The following is a 15,205-nucleotide window of genomic DNA, read 5'->3' on the forward strand; positions in this document are numbered from 1 at the left end:
TCCTCGCGCCGTTCACACCCCCGGCGGACACTCGGGCAGCATGACCGGACTGCTCGCCGGCGACGATCTCCTGGCCCGCGCCGAGGCCGCGCTCGCGGTGGCGCTCCCCGACGCGCTGGGCGTCGAGTTCGTCGACCCGCACGCCCCCCTCGACGGCGTCGTCCTGCCCGTCACCGGCCTCGCCGTCACGCCCGCGGCGACGGCGCACGCCGCCGCGCTCGGCGCCGCCGTCGAGCTCGCCGCGTACCTCGCCGTGCTCCCGACGCTGACGCCGGCGCAGCACGCGGTGACCCACCAGATCTCCACCCAGTACCTGCGCCCCGCGCCGGCGGGCCGGCGCGTGCGCGTGGTCGGCAAGCTCGCCAAGCGGGCCCGCGAGGTCGCCTTCGTCAGCGTCACCGCGAGCCTCGAGGACGGGCCGGACCGGCCGGTCGCGCTCAGCCAGGTCACCAAGTCGATCGTCGGCGCCACCTAGCATCGGCGCGGTGCACCGCTTCGCCGACCGGACCGCCGCCGGGCACGCGCTGGGCGAGCAGCTGGCCGGCCTCGGGCTCGACCGCCCGCTGCTCGTCGGGCTGGCGCGCGGCGGGGTGCCGGTGGCGGTCGCGGCGGCGGCGGTGCTGGGCGCGGACGTCGACGTCGGGGTCGCCCGCAAGATCACCGCGCCGGAGCGGCCCGAGGCGGGGCTGGGCGCGGTCGCGGTGGACGGCGAGCCGGTGTGGTTCGAGCGGGCCCTGCACCACGCCGGGCTGACCCCCGAGGCGCTGGCCGACGCGGTCGCCGCCGAGCGGGCGGAGGCGGTGCGGCGCGAGGCGGCCTACGGCGCGGGGTGGCGCCCGCGCGCCGCCGGTCGGGACGTCGTGCTCGTCGACGACGGCATCGCCACCGGGGTGACGGTGCGCGCGGCCCTCGGCGCGATCGCCGCCGCCCGGCCGGCACGGCTCGTGCTCGGCGTGCCGGTCGCGTCGCCGCCGTCGCTGGCGCGACTGGGCGACGTGGAGGTCGTGGCCGTGCTGGTGCCCGAGGACTTCCGGGCGGTCGGCGACCTCTACGACGACTTCGGCCAGCTCTCCGACGACGACGTCCGGCGTGTGCTGGATCGCTGACCGGCGCGCGCCGGCTGCCTAGACTCGCCGGCCATCGCCACCCCCACGCTCGCCCCCGCCCGCCCCGCGCGTCTCCCGCCGGGGTGGACGGTCGTCCTCGACCGCCGGGTCCTGCGCGTCGACGGCGGCCGGACGCTGGTGGGCGGCTCGCCGCCACGGGTGCTGCACCTCGCGCCGGCGGCGGTCGCGCGGCTCGCCCGGGGCGGCTCCGTCCCGGCCGACGCGCGGCTGGTGGTCACCGACGCGACGTCCGCGGCGCTGGCGCGCCTGCTCACCGACGCCGGCGTCGCGCACCCGGAGCCGTCGCACCCCGACGCGCCGGACGCCGCCGACGTCTCGGTGGTCGTGCCCGTGCGCGACCGCCCCGCCGAGCTCGCGCGCCTGCTCGACGCCCTGCGCGGGTCCGGGGTCGGCGAGGTCGTGGTCGTCGACGACGGCTCCGCCGACCCCGACGCGACGGCCCGGGTGGCCGGCGAGCGGAACGCGCGCGTCGTGCGGCACCCGGTCTCGCGGGGCCCGGCCGCCGCGCGGAACACGGGGGCGGCGTCGTCGTCCGGCGCGCTCGTGGCGTTCCTCGACTCCGACGTGGTGCCCGAACCCGGCTGGCTCGCCCCGCTGCTCGGGCACCTCGCCGACCCCGCCGTCGCCCTCGCCGCCCCCCGCATCGTCGCCTGGACCGACGCGAGGTCCGGGGTTGCCAGCCTGGCGTCCACGCTGGCGTCCAACGTCAGGAGAGCCCCCAGCTCGTTCGCGGGGCGGGCGGTTGCCCGTTACGAGGAGCGCCGATCCAGCCTCGACCTCGGCGCGCGCCCCGCCCCCGTCACCGCGCGCTCGCGCGTCGCCTACGTCCCCAGCGCCGCGCTGCTCGTCCGCCGCGACGCGCTGGGCACCGGCTTCGCCGAGGACATGCCCGTCGCCGAGGACGTCGACCTCGTCTGGCGCCTGGCCGCCGACGGCTGGCGGCTGCGCTACGAGCCGGCGTCGCGGGTCGCGCACGAGCACCGCGACGCCGTCGGCCCCTGGCTCGCGCGCAAGGCGTTCTACGGCACCGGCGCGGCCCCGCTCGCCCTGCGCCACCCTCGTCGCGTGCCCCCGGTCGCCCTCGCCCCCTGGACCGCCGCCGCCGTGGCGCTCCTGGGCGTCCAGCGCCGGTGGAGCACCGCCGCGGCCGGCGCGGTGACGCTCGCCGCCACGGCCCGCTTGGCGCGAGGTCTGCACGACGCCCGAGCCGGCAAGCGAGCCGGTGGAAATCCTGACGTCGAACGCCAGCGTGGACGCCAGGCTGGCAACCCCCGGCTGTCACGAGCCCCCTGGCTGCCTGCCGCCCGGTTGGCCGCGGTGCTGGCGCCGTGGGGGCTGGGCGGGGCGGCGTGGCAGGCGGCGGGGGCGCTGACGCGCCACTGGTGGCCCGCCGCCGTGGCCGGTTCGCTCGTGTCCCGCCGGATACGACGAGCCACGATCGCCGCCGCCCTCGCCGAGGGCCTCGCCGACTGGTGGCGCTTCCGCCCGCCCGGCGCCGGTCCCGTCGACGCCGCGACGCACGTCGTCGCCCACCGCCTCGACGACCTCGCCTACGGCGCCGGGCTGTGGTGGGGCGCCTGGCGGCACCGCACCGTCGCGCCGTTGCGCCCCGACCTCTCCGGAAAGGCGCCGTCATGAGGATCCGCACCGTCGCCGTCGGCCGGCCGGGGGTCGTCCCGGGCCCCCGCGACGGCGAGACGACCAGCACCGCGATCTGGAAGGACCCCGTCGACGGGCCGGTCGAGGTCGGGCCGGAGGGCCTGGTCGGCGACGAGCAGGCCGACCGCGTCCACCACGGCGGCCCGGAGAAGGCGGTCTACGCCTACGGCGACGAGGACCTCGCCTGGTGGCGCAGCGTGGGTGACCTGAGGGACGACCAGGTGTTCGGCCAGAACCTCACCACCACCGGGCTCGACCTGCGCGACGCCGTCGTCGGCGAGCACTGGCGGATCGGTACCGCCGAGCTCGCCGTCGTCCAGCCCCGCATCCCGTGCTTCAAGCTCGGCCTGCGCGCCGGCGACCCGACCCTGCCCCGCCGCTTCGCCGCCGCCGACCGTCCCGGCGTCTACCTCCGCGTCGTGCGGCCGGGCACGATCACGCCCGGCGACGCCGTCACGATCACCGACCGGCCGGTCCACGGCGTCACCGTCGCCGAGGCCTTCGCGATCTTCCACCACGACCGCGAGCGCGCCGCCCGCCTGCTCGACGCGCCGGGCCTGCCGTCCTCGTGGCACACCTGGGCGCGCAAGCGCTTGAGCCGCACCTGACCACGCGATCCCGCGCACTCGGACGTGGTCCGTCGGCGCGAGGGCGTGCCAGAGTTCCCCGACGAGGACTGCGGGACGGCCGGACAGCACGGCAACGGGACGAGGACGGGACACATGACCAAGTTCGTGTACGACTTCGCCGAGGGTGACCGCGACCAGAAGGACCTGCTCGGCGGCAAGGGCGCCAACCTCGCGGAGATGACCAACCTCGGTCTGCCGGTGCCGCCCGGGTTCACGATCACCACCGAGGCCTGCCGCGCCTACCTCGCCGACGGCCGGGAGCCCGACGGTCTCGCCGACGAGGTCACCGAGCACCTCGTGGCCCTCGAGCAGACGATGGGCAAGCAGCTCGGCCAGGCCGACGACCCGCTGCTCGTCTCCGTGCGCTCCGGGGCGAAGTTCTCGATGCCCGGGATGATGGAGACCGTCCTCAACGTCGGGCTCAACGACCGCTCGGTGCACGGGCTCGCGACGCAGGCCGGCGACGAGCGCTTCGCCTGGGACTCCTACCGCCGGCTCGTCCAGATGTTCGGCGCGACGGTGCTGGGCATCGAGGCCGAGCACTTCCACGACGCCCTCGAGGACGCCAAGAAGGCCAAGGGCACGACGAACGACCTCGACCTCGACGCCGGCGACTTCACCGCCCTGGTCGAGACGTTCAAGGGCGTCGTGCGCGAGCACGCCGGGCGCGAGTTCCCGCAGGACCCGCGCGAGCAGATGGACCTCGCGATCCGGGCGGTGTTCGACTCCTGGAACTCCCCGCGCGCGAACGTCTACCGCCGCCAGGAGCGCATCCCGGCCGACCTCGGCACCGCGGTGAGCGTCTGCTCGATGGTGTTCGGCAACCTCGGCATGGACTCCGGCACCGGCGTGGCGTTCACCCGCGACCCCGCGTCCGGCGAGCAGGGCATCTACGGCGACTACCTGCAGAACGCCCAGGGCGAGGACGTCGTCGCCGGCATCCGGAACACGCTGCACCTCACCGAGCTCGAGCGGATCGACAAGGCCTGCTACGACCAGCTGCTCGAGATCATGTCGACCCTCGAGCGCCACTACCGCGACCTCTGCGACATCGAGTTCACCATCGAGCGCGGCAAGCTCTGGATGCTGCAGACCCGGGTCGGCAAGCGCACCGCCGCCGCCGCGTTCACCGTCGCGTGCCAGCTCGTCGACGAGGGCCTCATCGACATGGACGAGGCCCTGCAGCGCGTGACGGGCGCGCAGCTCGCGCAGCTGATGTTCCCGCGGTTCGACCGCGACGCCGAGAAGGACCTGCTCACGACGGGCATGAACGCCTCGCCCGGCGCCGCCGGCGGCCTCGCGGTGTTCGACTCGGCCACCGCGGTCCGGCGCGCGCGGGCCGGGGAGAAGGTCATCCTGGTCCGCCGCGAGACCAACCCCGACGACCTCGACGGCATGATCGCCGCCGAGGGCGTGCTGACCAGCCGTGGCGGGCGCACGTCGCACGCGGCGGTGGTCGCGCGCGGCATGGGCAAGACCGCGGTCTGCGGCGCCGAGGAGCTCGAGGTCGACGTGCGGGCGAAGAAGCTCACCGCCGCCGACGGGCGCGAGGTGCACGAGGGCGACACCATCTCCATCGACGGCACCAACGGCGAGGTCTACCTCGGCGAGGTCCCCGTGGTCGCGAGCCCGGTGATGTCCTACTTCGAGGGGTCGACCGGGCTCGCCGAGAACGACGACCTCGTGGCGGCGGTCGACCGGATCATGCGGCACGCCGACGCCGGTCGGCGGCTGCGGGTCCGGGTCAACGCCGACACCGGCGAGGACTGCGCGACCGCGCGCACGTTCGGCGCCGAGGGCGTCGGGCTCTGCCGCACCGAGCACATGTTCCTGGGCGAGCGCCGCGAGCTCGTGGAGGCGCTCGTGCTCGCCGAGACCCAGGACGAGCGCGAGAAGGCCCTGGCCACGCTGCTGCCGCTCCAGATCGAGGACTTCACCGCGATCTACCGGGCGATGGCGGGCCTGCCGGTGACGATCCGGCTGCTCGACCCGCCGCTGCACGAGTTCCTGCCCGACCTCACCGAGCTCTCGGTCGAGGTCGCCGTCGCCCGCGAGCGCGGCGAGCTGACCGAGGAGCGCGAGGAACTGCTCGCGAGCGTGCGGCGCCTGCACGAGCAGAACCCGATGCTGGGGCTGCGCGGCGTGCGGCTCGGGATCGCGGTGCCGGGGCTCTACGCGATGCAGGTCCGCGCCATCACCCGCGCGGCGGCGACGCTGGCCGCGGAGGGCACCACGGTGCTCCCGGAGATCATGGTGCCGCTGGTCGGCACGGTGCAGGAGCTGCAGGCGGTCGCGGCGGAGATCGCGCAGGTGGTCGCCGAGCCGGAGTCGCTGGTGGACGGCGAGCCCGTCGCCCACCAGATCGGCACGATGATCGAGCTCCCGCGGGCGGCGCTGGTCGCCGCGCAGATCGCCGAGGTCGCCCAGTTCTTCTCGTTCGGCACCAACGACCTCACCCAGACCACCTGGGGCTTCTCGCGCGACGACGTCGAGAGCTCGTTCTTCTCCGACTACCTGGAGTCGGGCATCTTCGGCGTCTCGCCGTTCGAGTCGCTCGACACCGAGGGCGTCGGCGAGCTCGTCGAGATCGCGTCGTGGCGGGGCCGCGAGGTGCGCCACGACCTCAAGCTCGGCATCTGCGGCGAGCACGGCGGTGACCCGGACTCGGTGCACTTCTTCCACCACGCGGGCCTGGACTACGTGTCGTGCTCGCCGTTCCGGATCCCCGTCGCGCGGCTCGAGGCGGGGCGCGCGGCCACGTCCCCGAAGGCCTGAGCGGGACCTCGGGGACGGCTCGCGCGGCGTCGCCGCGCGTGTGCTCCGCGTGACGGCGCCACCCCTCCGAACGGAGGGGGGCGCGGCTGTCCGGGACGCCTTCTTTCGGGCGGCGCCCACCGGCGCTCGGCCGTCGTCGTGCCGCAGGTACGGCGCGAGGGTTCCGGTGTCGCCGCGACTGCGGAAACAGCACTCGAACGGCCCACCACCGGGACGTTTACCGACCGGATCCGGGCCCCGAGTGGATGTTGCGCCACCCCGACGAGGGGGGTGTGATGTGTCCGCCACCACGCCGGAGTTGGTCGGCAACGCGTGCGCGCCGTCGCGACGGCGGCGGGCACGGTTCGCAACACCACCACCACCACGTCCTCGGTCACGTCCGTCGGGCTCCGGTGCCCCGTCGCGCGGCCGAGTGAGGAGTGAGGTCCATGGCACGCATCCGGACCACCGTCGACGGACTCGTCTACGAGGACGACGTCGAGCCCCGCATGCTGCTCGTCCAGTACCTGCGTGAGCGACTCGGCAAGACGGGCACGGTGATCGGCTGCGACACGAGCAACTGCGGGGCGTGCACCGTCCACCTCGACGGCCTGAGCGTGAAGTCGTGCTCGGTGCTCGCCGTCCAGGCGAACGGCAGCGAGGTCCTCACCATCGAGGGCCTCGAGCGGGACGGCCAGCTGCACCCCATGCAGCAGGCGTTCCACGACAACCACGCCCTGCAGTGCGGCTACTGCACGCCCGGCATGATCATGCAGTCGATCGACCTCCTGGGGGAGAACCCCGACCCGTCGGAGCAGGAGATCCGTGAGGGCATCGAGGGCAACCTCTGCCGCTGCACCGGCTACCAGAACATCGTGCGCGCCGTCCAGGACGCCGCCTCGAAGATGAAGCCGGGCGCGTCCCCCACCGCCGAGGCCGGCGCGAAGCAGACCGTCGCGGGCGGTGGCGCCTGATGACGACCACCGAGAACGCGCCCACCCAGGAGATCGGGCGGGACCGCCGCCGCAAGGAGGACCGTCGGCTCATCACCGGGCGCACCCGGTGGACCGACAACCAGGCCCTCACCGGCCTGCTCCACATCTCGGTGGTGCGCAGCCCGTTCGCGCACGCGGAGATCAAGGGCATCGACACGTCGGCGGCCAAGCAGGTCCCCGGCGTCGTCGCCGTCTACACGGCCGCCGACCTCGGCGCCGACCAGGTGCAGCTGCCCTGCGCGTGGCCGGTCACCAAGGACATGAAGGCCCCGCAGCGCCCGGCCCTGGCCGGCAGCCGCGTGAACTTCGCCGGCGAGGGCGTCGCGGTGGTCGTCGCCCGCAGCGCGGCGATCGCCAAGGACGCCGCCGAGCAGGTCGAGGTCGACTACGACGAGCTCGAGCCGGTCCTCGACATGGAGGCCGCCCTCGCCGACGGCGCGACGCTCGTCCACCCGGAGATCGGCACCAACGCCAACGCGCAGTGGGTGTTCGACTCCGGCGAGGCGGGCTCGGGCGGCAGCGTCGCCGAGGCGCTGCAGAAGGCCGAGTCGGACGACGACCAGATCATCGTCAAGCGCCGCTTCCGTCAGCAGCGGCTCGTGCCGGTGTTCATGGAGCCGCGCTCCACGGTGGTCGACCCCAGCGGCGAGCAGCTGGTCATGTGGTCGTCGACGCAGGTGCCGCACATCCTCAAGACGATGCTGGCGCTGACGCTCGGCCTGCCCGAGCACAAGGTCCGCGTCATCGCGCCGGACGTCGGCGGCGGCTTCGGCGGCAAGATCGCCGTGGCCCCCGAGGAGGTCCTGACGCTGCTGGTGGCCCAGAAGCTGGGCAAGCCGGTGAAGTGGACCGAGACCCGCTCGGAGTCCCTGCTCACCGCCCACCACGGCCGGGACCAGATCCAGGACCTGACGATGTCCGTCACCAAGGACGGCACCATCACCGGCCTGGACGTCAAGCTCCTCGCCGACATGGGCGCCTACCTGGGCCTCGTCGGGCCGGGCGTGCCGATCCTCGGCGCGTTCATGTTCAACGCGATCTACAAGATCCCGGCGTACCGCTTCGACTGCACCAACGTCTTCACCACCAAGACGCTCACCGACGCCTACCGCGGCGCCGGTCGCCCGGAGGCCACCTTCGGCATCGAGCGCCTGATGGACGAGGCGGCCCTCGAGCTCGGCATGGAGCCGATGGAGTTCCGCCGGAAGAACTGGATCAAGCACGAGGAGTTCCCGTACACCACGGTCAGCACGCTGACCTACGACACGGGCAACTACGAGGCGGCCACCGACCAGGCCCTGCAGATGTTCGACTACGACGGCCTGCGGCGTGAGCAGCAGGAGCGTCGTGAGCGGGGCGACGTCAAGCAGCTCGGCATCGGCATCTCGACCTTCACCGAGATGTGCGGTCTCGCCCCGTCCCGCGTGCTCGGCTCGCTCGACTACGGCGCCGGCGGCTGGGAGACGGCGGCGATCCGGATGCTGCCGACCGGCAAGGCCGAGGTCGTCGTCGGTGTCAGCCCGCACGGGCAGGGCCACGAGACCGCGTTCTCGCAGATCGTCGCCGACCAGCTCGGCGTGCCGTTCGACGACGTCGAAATCCTCCACGGCGACACGCAGTCGTCGTACCGGGGCCTCGACACCTACGGCTCGCGCTCGCTGGCCGTCGGCGGCATCGCCGTCGTCAAGGCGGCCGAGAAGGTCATCGAGAAGGCCAAGCCGATCGCGGCGCACATGCTGGAGGCCTCCGAGGGCGACCTCGAGTTCTCGGGCGGGAGGTTCACGGTCAAGGGCACCGACAAGGGCGTGGGCATCCAGGACATCGCGCTCGCGGTGTTCGCGGCCCACGACTACCCGGAGGGCATCGAGCCCGACATCGACGCCCACGCGACGTTCGACCCGGAGAACTTCTCGTTCCCGCACGGCACGCACCTGTGCGCCGTGGAGGTCGACACCGAGACGGGCTTCGTGCAGCTCTACAAGTACGTGTGCGTCGACGACGTGGGCAACGTGATCAACCCGCTGATCGTCGAGGGCCAGGTCCACGGCGGTCTCGCCCAGGGCATCGCGCAGGCCCTGTTCGAGGAGGCCGCGTACGACGACCAGGGCACCCTGCTCTCGGGCACGCTGGTCGACTACACGCTGCCCACCGCGGCCGACCTGATCAGCTTCGACACCGCGAACACCACCACCGCGTCGACCACCAACCCGCTCGGGGTCAAGGGCGTCGGCGAGGCGGGCACGATCGCCTCCACCCCGGCGGTCGTCAACTCGGTGCTCGACGCGATCCGCCACCTCGGCGTCAAGGACATCGACATGCCGACCACGCCCTACCGGGTCTGGACGGCGATCAACGACGCCAAGGGCACCGCGGGCCGCGGTGACGAGGCGAACGTGGCCTCGCCCGGTGCGGGCCTCGGCTCCACCGCCAGTGACATCTCGAAGGGCGACACCCAGGGAGGGCACCTGTGATCCCGGCCCAGTTCGACTACGTCCGGCCGACCACGGTCGAGGAGGCCGTCCAGGCCCTGCGCGACGGCGGCGACGACGCCAAGCTCCTGGCCGGCGGCCAGAGCCTGCTGCCGGTGCTGCGGCTGCGCATGGCGGACCCTTCGCTGATCATCGACCTCGGCGGCATCCCGGAGCTCAAGGGCGTCCGGGAGGAGGGCAACGAGGTCGTCGTCGGGGCCATGACGTCGCACTACGACGTCACCCGGGACGACACGCTGCGCCAGCACGTCGCCCTCATCCAGGAGGCGACGAAGACCGTCGCCGACCCGCAGGTGCGCCACAAGGGCACGCTCGGCGGGGCGCTCGCCCACGCCGACCCGGCCGGTGACCTCGCGGCGCCGGCGCTGGCCCTCGACGCGCAGTTCGTCATCGCGGGCCCCAACGGCACCCGGACGGTGGCGGCGGCGGACTTCTTCGAGGACTACTTCACCACCGCCATCGGCGAGGGTGAGCTCCTCACCGAGATCCGCTTCCCGAAGTACACCGGGTGGGGCGCGCGCTACGAGAAGTTCAACCGGGTCGCGCAGGCCTGGTCGATCGTCGCGGTGGCCGCCACGGTGAAGGTCGACGGCGGCACGATCTCCGAGGCCCGCATCGGCCTGACCAACATGGCGGGCACCCCGGTGCGCGCCCGGGCCGTCGAGTCGGCCCTGGTCGGGCAGAGCGCCACCGAGGACAATGTGCGCAAGGCCGCCCAGGCCGCCGCCGAGGGCACCAGCCCGACCGCGGACGCGGACGCCGGTTCCGACTACCGCGAGCACCTCGCCCGGGTGCTCACGGGTCGGGCCGTCCTCGCGGCCGCGGGCTGACCCCCGATCGACGACCGACCAGTCACGACGACGGCCCGCTCCCGCACCCCGCGGGGGCGGGCCTCCGTCGTGGACCGCACCCTCCCAGGAGGTACCGAGTGAAGCTCGAGAACGAGTTCACCGTCCCGGTGGACATCGACACCGTGTTCGACGCCCTGAACGACCCCGAGAAGGTCACGCCGTGCTTCCCGGGCGCCACGCTCGACTCCCACGAGGGCGACGACTTCACGGGCACCGTGAAGGTCAAGCTCGGCCCGATCTCGATGACCTACAAGGGCAAGGGCACCTTCGTCGAGCGGGACAAGACGAACCACAAGGTCGTCGTCGACGCCCAGGGCCGTGACTCACGGGGCAACGGCACCGCGTCGGCCAAGGCGACGCTGACGATGACCGACGAGGGCGGCAAGACCAAGGTCAACGTCCTCACCGAGATGCAGGTGACCGGCAAGCCCGCGCAGTTCGGCCGCGGCGTCATGTCCGACGTCGGCGACAAGATCCTCGGGCAGTTCGCGTCCTGCCTCGCCGACGAGTTCGGCAGCAGCAGCGCGGGCGGCTCCGCGGCGCCCACCGTCTCGGGCACCGACACCGCCGCGACCGGCGGCAACGGCACCGCGCCGGCCCCGGAGGCCGTGGCCTCCGGAGGGGACGCGGCCCCCGTCACCGCGCCGCCCTCGCCCGCCCCCGTCGCGTCGGGCTCCGGCGCGCCGACGGCCGCGGCGATGCCGACCACGGTGGCCGAGGCCGCCAAGGGCGACACGGGTGCGAAGCCCGGCGCCTCGGTCGGCGGCGCCACCGGCGCCGCCGGGGAGGCCGCGGCCCAGCCCGCCGGCCAGCGTCGCCAGCAGGTCGAGGCGATCGACCTGCTCGACAGCTCGCGCGACGCGATCCTCAAGCGCCTCGCCCCCGTGGGCATCGGCGCCGGCGTGCTCGCCGCGCTCATCGCGATCATCCTCGTGGTGCGCGGGCGCTCGTCGTAGGCACGTCCCTGTTCTGGGCGAAGGGCCCCTCCGGTCGATCTCCTCGACCGGAGGGGCCCTTCGCTCGTGTAGGGGGCGGCGCGAGCGGCAAGGCCCCCGGGATGAGCGAGTCCTTGCTGGACACGGTGCGGGAGCGGACCCCGCTCGTGCACTGCGTGACCAACCTCGTCGCCACGACGTTCTCCGCCAACGCCCTGCTCGCGGTCGGCGCCTCGCCGGCGATGGTCGAGGACGCCGAGGAGGCCGCCGAGCTCGCGGCCGTGGCCGGGGCGCTGGTGGTCAACACGGGCACGATGTCGCGGCCGCGCGCCGAGGGCATGCACGCGGCGGCGGGCGCCGCCCGGGACGCGGGGACGCCGTGGCTGCTCGACCCGGTCGGGGTCGGTCCGCTGTCGCTGCGCACGCGCGTGGCGTCGGAGCTGCTCGGGCTCGGGCCGACGGTCGTGCGCGGCAACGCCTCGGAGATCCTCGCGCTGGCGGGCCACGAGGGCGGGGGACGTGGGGTGGACGCGACCGCCTCGGTGGAGGCCGCCGCCGACGCCGCCGACGAGCTCGCCCGCACCCACGGCACGGTCGTGGCGGTCAGCGGCGTCGTCGACCGGGTCACCGACGGCGCGACGGTCCACCGCGTCGGCGGCGGCCACCCGCTGATGGGTCGCGTGACGGCGATGGGCTGCGCGCTCGGCGCGGTCACCGCCGCGTTCCTCGCCGTCGGCGACGACGTCCTCGCCGCCACCCTCGCCGCGCACGCCGTCGTCGGCGCGACCGGCGCCGCGGCCGGTGCGGTGGCGCGCGGGCCCGGCTCCTTCGTGCCGGCGTGGCTCGACGAGCTGGCCCTGTTCGACGGGGCCGGGGGCGCCGACGGCGCCGCGGCGCAGGCCCTGGTGGACCCGGCGTGACACCTCTCGACCCGCGCCTCTACCTGGTCCTCGACCCGGTGCACGGGCCCGCCGACCCGCTCGCCGTGCTGCACGCGGCCGTCGAGGGCGGGGTGACGGCGGTGCAGGTCCGGGCGCCCGCGGCCACCGGGCGGGCGCTGTACGACGCCACGTGTTCCGTCCTCGCCGCGCTCGCCGGCACCGGGGTCGCCGTGATCGTCGACGACCGCCTCGACGTCGCGCTCGCCGCGGGCGCCGACGGCGTGCACCTGGGCCGGCACGACGTCCCGCCGGCCGCGGCCCGTCGCGTCGCGGGGCACGGGCTGTCGATCGGCTGGTCGGTGACCGGGCCCGACGACCTGCACGCCGCCGACCCGGCCGTCGTCGACCTGCTCGGCATCGGCCCGGTCTTCACCACGGCCACCAAGCCCGACGCCGCGCCCGCGACCGGGCTCGACGGGCTGCGCGCGCTGGCGGACGGGGCGCGGGAGCTCGGCGTGCCCGCGGTGGCCATCGGCGGGATCGGCCCGCACAACGCCCACGCCGTGCTCGCCACCGGCGTCGACGGGCTCGCGATCAGCTCGGCGATCGCCGCCGCCCCGGACCCCGGTGCCGCGGCCCGGGCGCTGCGCCCGGCGCCTCTAGGCTGATCACCGTGCACCCCGGCGCCACCAACACGATCGTCGACGTCCCGGGCCTGCAGGTCGGGCACGCGGAGCTGACGGGGGAGGGCGCGCTGTCGGGCACGACGGTCGTGCTGCCCGGCCCCGACGGCGCGGTGGCCGGGGTCGACGTGCGCGGCGGCGGGCCGGGGACCCGGGAGACCGACGCGCTCGACCCGCGCACCCTCGTCGAGCGCGTCCACGCGGTCGTGCTCACCGGCGGCAGCGCCTACGGGCTCGCGGCAGCGTCGGGGGTGGCCGACGCGCTCGGCGCGCAGGGCCGGGGCTTCCCCGTGGGCCGGGGGCCGCTCGAGGTGGTGCCCGTGGTGCCCGCCGCGGTGGTCTTCGACCTGGGCCGGGGCGGGGACTTCGCCCGCCGCCCGACCGCCGACACCGGCGCCGCGGCGCTCGCCGCGTGCTCCGCCGAGCGGCCGGCGCAGGGCGTCGTCGGGGCCGGGTGCGGGTCGGTGATCGGCGGGCTGAAGGGCGGGGTCGGGTCGGCGTCGTCGGTGCTCGCCGACGGCACGGTGGTCGCGGCGCTGGTGGTCGCCAACGCCGCCGGGTCCGCGGTCGACCCGGCGACCGGCGAGCTGTGGGCCGCGCGCCACCTCGGCGCGGGCGACGTGGAGCCCCCCGCCCTGCCGGCCGACCGCACCGTGCTGCTGGCGACCCTGCGCGACGCCGCGGCTCCGCCGACGCTGAACACGACGATCGGGGTCGTCGCCACCGACGCCGGGCTCTCGGTCGCGCAGTGCGCGAAGCTGGCCGCCGTCGGGCAGAGCGGCCTCGCGCGCGCCGTCCGCCCCGCCCACGGCATGACCGACGGCGACACCTTCTTCGGCCTCGCGACCACCGAGCGCGCCGCGCCGGACCTCGCCGGCCTCCAGGAGCTGCTCACCGCCGGCGCCGACTGCGTCACCCGCGCCGTCGCCCACGCGGTGCTGGCGGCGCGCTCGGTGCAGACGCCGGGCGGGCGCTGGCTCGCGTACCGAGACCTCGTGGGCTGACGGCGTCCGGGGTCTCGTGGAGCGAGGGACGCCCTGGCTGCGTGGGAGGCAGCGAACGTGACCCTCGCTCCCACCCCGGGCACCATGGAACCCGTGGCGGGCTACCGCGAGCGGCGGGTGGCGCCGGGCGTCGTGCTGTGGAGCAGCGACGGGGCGCCGGGCACGATCCTGCCCGACGGGTGCCTCGACCTGATCTGGGACGGCCGCGGGCTCGTCGTCGCCGGGCCGGACGCGGCCGCGCGCTTCAACGACGGCGGCGGCCGGGCGCACGTGGGCCTGCGGTTCTCGCACGGGCGGGGGCCGGGGTTCCTCGACGTCCGCGCCGACCAGCTGCGCGACACCACCGTCGACCTCGACGCCGTGTGGTCCGCCGCCGCCGCGCGCGGGCTCACCGACCGGGTCGCCGACGACCCCGCCGGGGCACTCGCCGCGCTGGCCACGGCCACGCCACCCGCGGACGGCGAGCGCTTCGGCGCCCGGGTGTTCGCGGCGCTGGCCCGCGGGCACGACGTCGCGGGGCTCGCCGACGAGCTCGGCACCACGTCGCGCACCCTGCACCGGCGCTGCCTGCCGCTCTTCGGGTACGGGCCCCAGCACCTGGGTCGCATCCTGCGCCTGCAGCGTGCCCTGGCCCGCGCCCGCAGCGGGACGCCGTGGGCCGAGGTCGCCGCCGTCGAGGGCTTCGCCGACCAGCCGCACCTGGCCCGCGAGGTCCGGTCACTGGCGGGGACGACGCCGACGGGGCTACTGGGCGGGTAGCGGCGCGAAGAGGTCCACCGACCCGCCGTCGGGGTCCTGCACGGTCGCGTAGCGCTGGCCCCAGAACGCGTCCCAGGGCTTGCGCTCGCCGCGGTACCCGGCGTCGACGAGCGCCGCGTAGGTCGCGTCGACCTCGGCCGGCTCGTCGCACGCGAACGCCAGCGCGCTGCGGGGGCCGCCGGTCGGCGGGGTCCAGGAGGGGTCGAAGGAGCGGATCGTGGCCTCGGTGTCGAAGGCCAGCCGCAGCCCGCCGCCGAGGTCGACCTCGACGTGCGGCTGGTCGTCGGCCTCGGGCGGGGCGTCGATGCCGAGGCGTCGGTAGAAGGCGAGCGTGGCGGCCATGTCGGCGACGACCAGCTCGACGACGGAGAGTCGGGGTGCCATGGCCGTCACCGTAGGGACCACCCGTGCGGCCGGGCTTGGAGCGATCGGACATGCT

14 protein-coding genes are annotated in these 15,205 nt (G+C 75.1%); 13 read left to right on the forward strand and 1 reads right to left on the reverse strand.

What is annotated here, in order from left to right; translation table 11 throughout:
- Positions 1-40 precede the first annotated feature (40 nt).
- From PH190_RS06310 to PH190_RS06370, 13 genes are all read left to right on the forward strand, one after another.
- Positions 41-475 carry a PaaI family thioesterase gene (locus PH190_RS06310; protein WP_274230631.1) on the forward strand — a complete coding sequence of 145 codons (435 nt, stop codon included), beginning with the start codon at positions 41-43 and terminating at the stop codon, positions 473-475.
- Positions 476-485: 10 nt separating this feature from the next.
- Positions 486-1,106: a phosphoribosyltransferase family protein gene (locus PH190_RS06315; protein WP_274230632.1), complete on the forward strand. Its 621-nt coding sequence runs from the start codon at positions 486-488 to the stop codon at positions 1,104-1,106.
- Between the two features lie 138 nt (positions 1,107-1,244).
- Entirely contained in the window at positions 1,245-2,765 is a 1,521-nt protein-coding gene (locus PH190_RS06320) for a glycosyltransferase (RefSeq protein ID WP_274230633.1), read from the forward strand.
- Positions 2,762-3,394: an MOSC domain-containing protein gene (locus tag PH190_RS06325; protein WP_274230634.1), complete on the forward strand. Its 633-nt coding sequence runs from the start codon at positions 2,762-2,764 to the stop codon at positions 3,392-3,394. The genes PH190_RS06320 and PH190_RS06325 overlap by 4 nt, the downstream gene beginning before the upstream one ends.
- A 114-nt stretch (positions 3,395-3,508) precedes the next feature.
- Positions 3,509-6,190 carry a pyruvate, phosphate dikinase gene (ppdK, locus tag PH190_RS06330; protein WP_274230635.1) on the forward strand — a complete coding sequence of 894 codons (2,682 nt, stop codon included), beginning with the start codon at positions 3,509-3,511 and terminating at the stop codon, positions 6,188-6,190.
- A gap of 428 nt (positions 6,191-6,618) precedes the next feature.
- Positions 6,619-7,143, forward strand: coding sequence for a (2Fe-2S)-binding protein (locus PH190_RS06335; protein WP_274230636.1), 525 nt, complete (start codon positions 6,619-6,621; stop codon positions 7,141-7,143).
- Positions 7,143-9,635 (forward strand): xanthine dehydrogenase family protein molybdopterin-binding subunit, encoded by a 2,493-nt coding sequence (locus PH190_RS06340; protein ID WP_274230637.1) that lies wholly within the window; start codon positions 7,143-7,145, stop codon positions 9,633-9,635. The genes PH190_RS06335 and PH190_RS06340 overlap by 1 nt, the downstream gene beginning before the upstream one ends.
- On the forward strand, positions 9,632-10,483 hold the full coding sequence (locus PH190_RS06345) for an FAD binding domain-containing protein (protein WP_274230638.1): 852 nt from the start codon (positions 9,632-9,634) through the stop codon (positions 10,481-10,483). The genes PH190_RS06340 and PH190_RS06345 overlap by 4 nt, the downstream gene beginning before the upstream one ends.
- 98 nt (positions 10,484-10,581) lie before the next feature.
- The gene (locus PH190_RS06350) at positions 10,582-11,460 is read left to right on the forward strand and encodes an SRPBCC family protein (RefSeq protein WP_274230639.1); all 879 of its coding nucleotides are present in this window, start codon (positions 10,582-10,584) and stop codon (positions 11,458-11,460) included.
- A 101-nt stretch (positions 11,461-11,561) separates the two neighbouring features.
- Positions 11,562-12,359, forward strand: coding sequence for a hydroxyethylthiazole kinase (gene thiM / locus PH190_RS06355; protein WP_274230640.1), 798 nt, complete (start codon positions 11,562-11,564; stop codon positions 12,357-12,359).
- Positions 12,356-12,988, forward strand: coding sequence for a thiamine phosphate synthase (gene thiE / locus PH190_RS06360; protein WP_274230641.1), 633 nt, complete (start codon positions 12,356-12,358; stop codon positions 12,986-12,988). Before thiM ends, thiE begins: the two co-directional genes overlap by 4 nt.
- Positions 12,989-12,993: 5 nt before the next feature.
- Positions 12,994-14,007, forward strand: a complete 1,014-nt coding sequence (locus PH190_RS06365) for a P1 family peptidase (RefSeq protein ID WP_274230642.1) — start codon at positions 12,994-12,996, stop codon at positions 14,005-14,007.
- A gap of 57 nt (positions 14,008-14,064) precedes the next feature.
- Positions 14,065-14,766 carry a helix-turn-helix domain-containing protein gene (locus PH190_RS06370; RefSeq protein WP_274230643.1) on the forward strand — a complete coding sequence of 234 codons (702 nt, stop codon included), beginning with the start codon at positions 14,065-14,067 and terminating at the stop codon, positions 14,764-14,766.
- On the opposite strand, the gene PH190_RS06375 is transcribed toward PH190_RS06370, so the two are convergent.
- Positions 14,752-15,150, reverse strand: a complete 399-nt coding sequence (locus tag PH190_RS06375) for a VOC family protein (protein ID WP_274230644.1) — start codon at positions 15,148-15,150, stop codon at positions 14,752-14,754. The genes PH190_RS06370 and PH190_RS06375 overlap by 15 nt on opposite strands.
- Positions 15,151-15,205: the final 55 nt, after the last annotated feature.

This window comes from Actinomycetospora straminea, assembly GCF_028737255.1.
Taxonomy (GTDB): domain Bacteria; phylum Actinomycetota; class Actinomycetes; order Mycobacteriales; family Pseudonocardiaceae; genus Actinomycetospora; species Actinomycetospora straminea.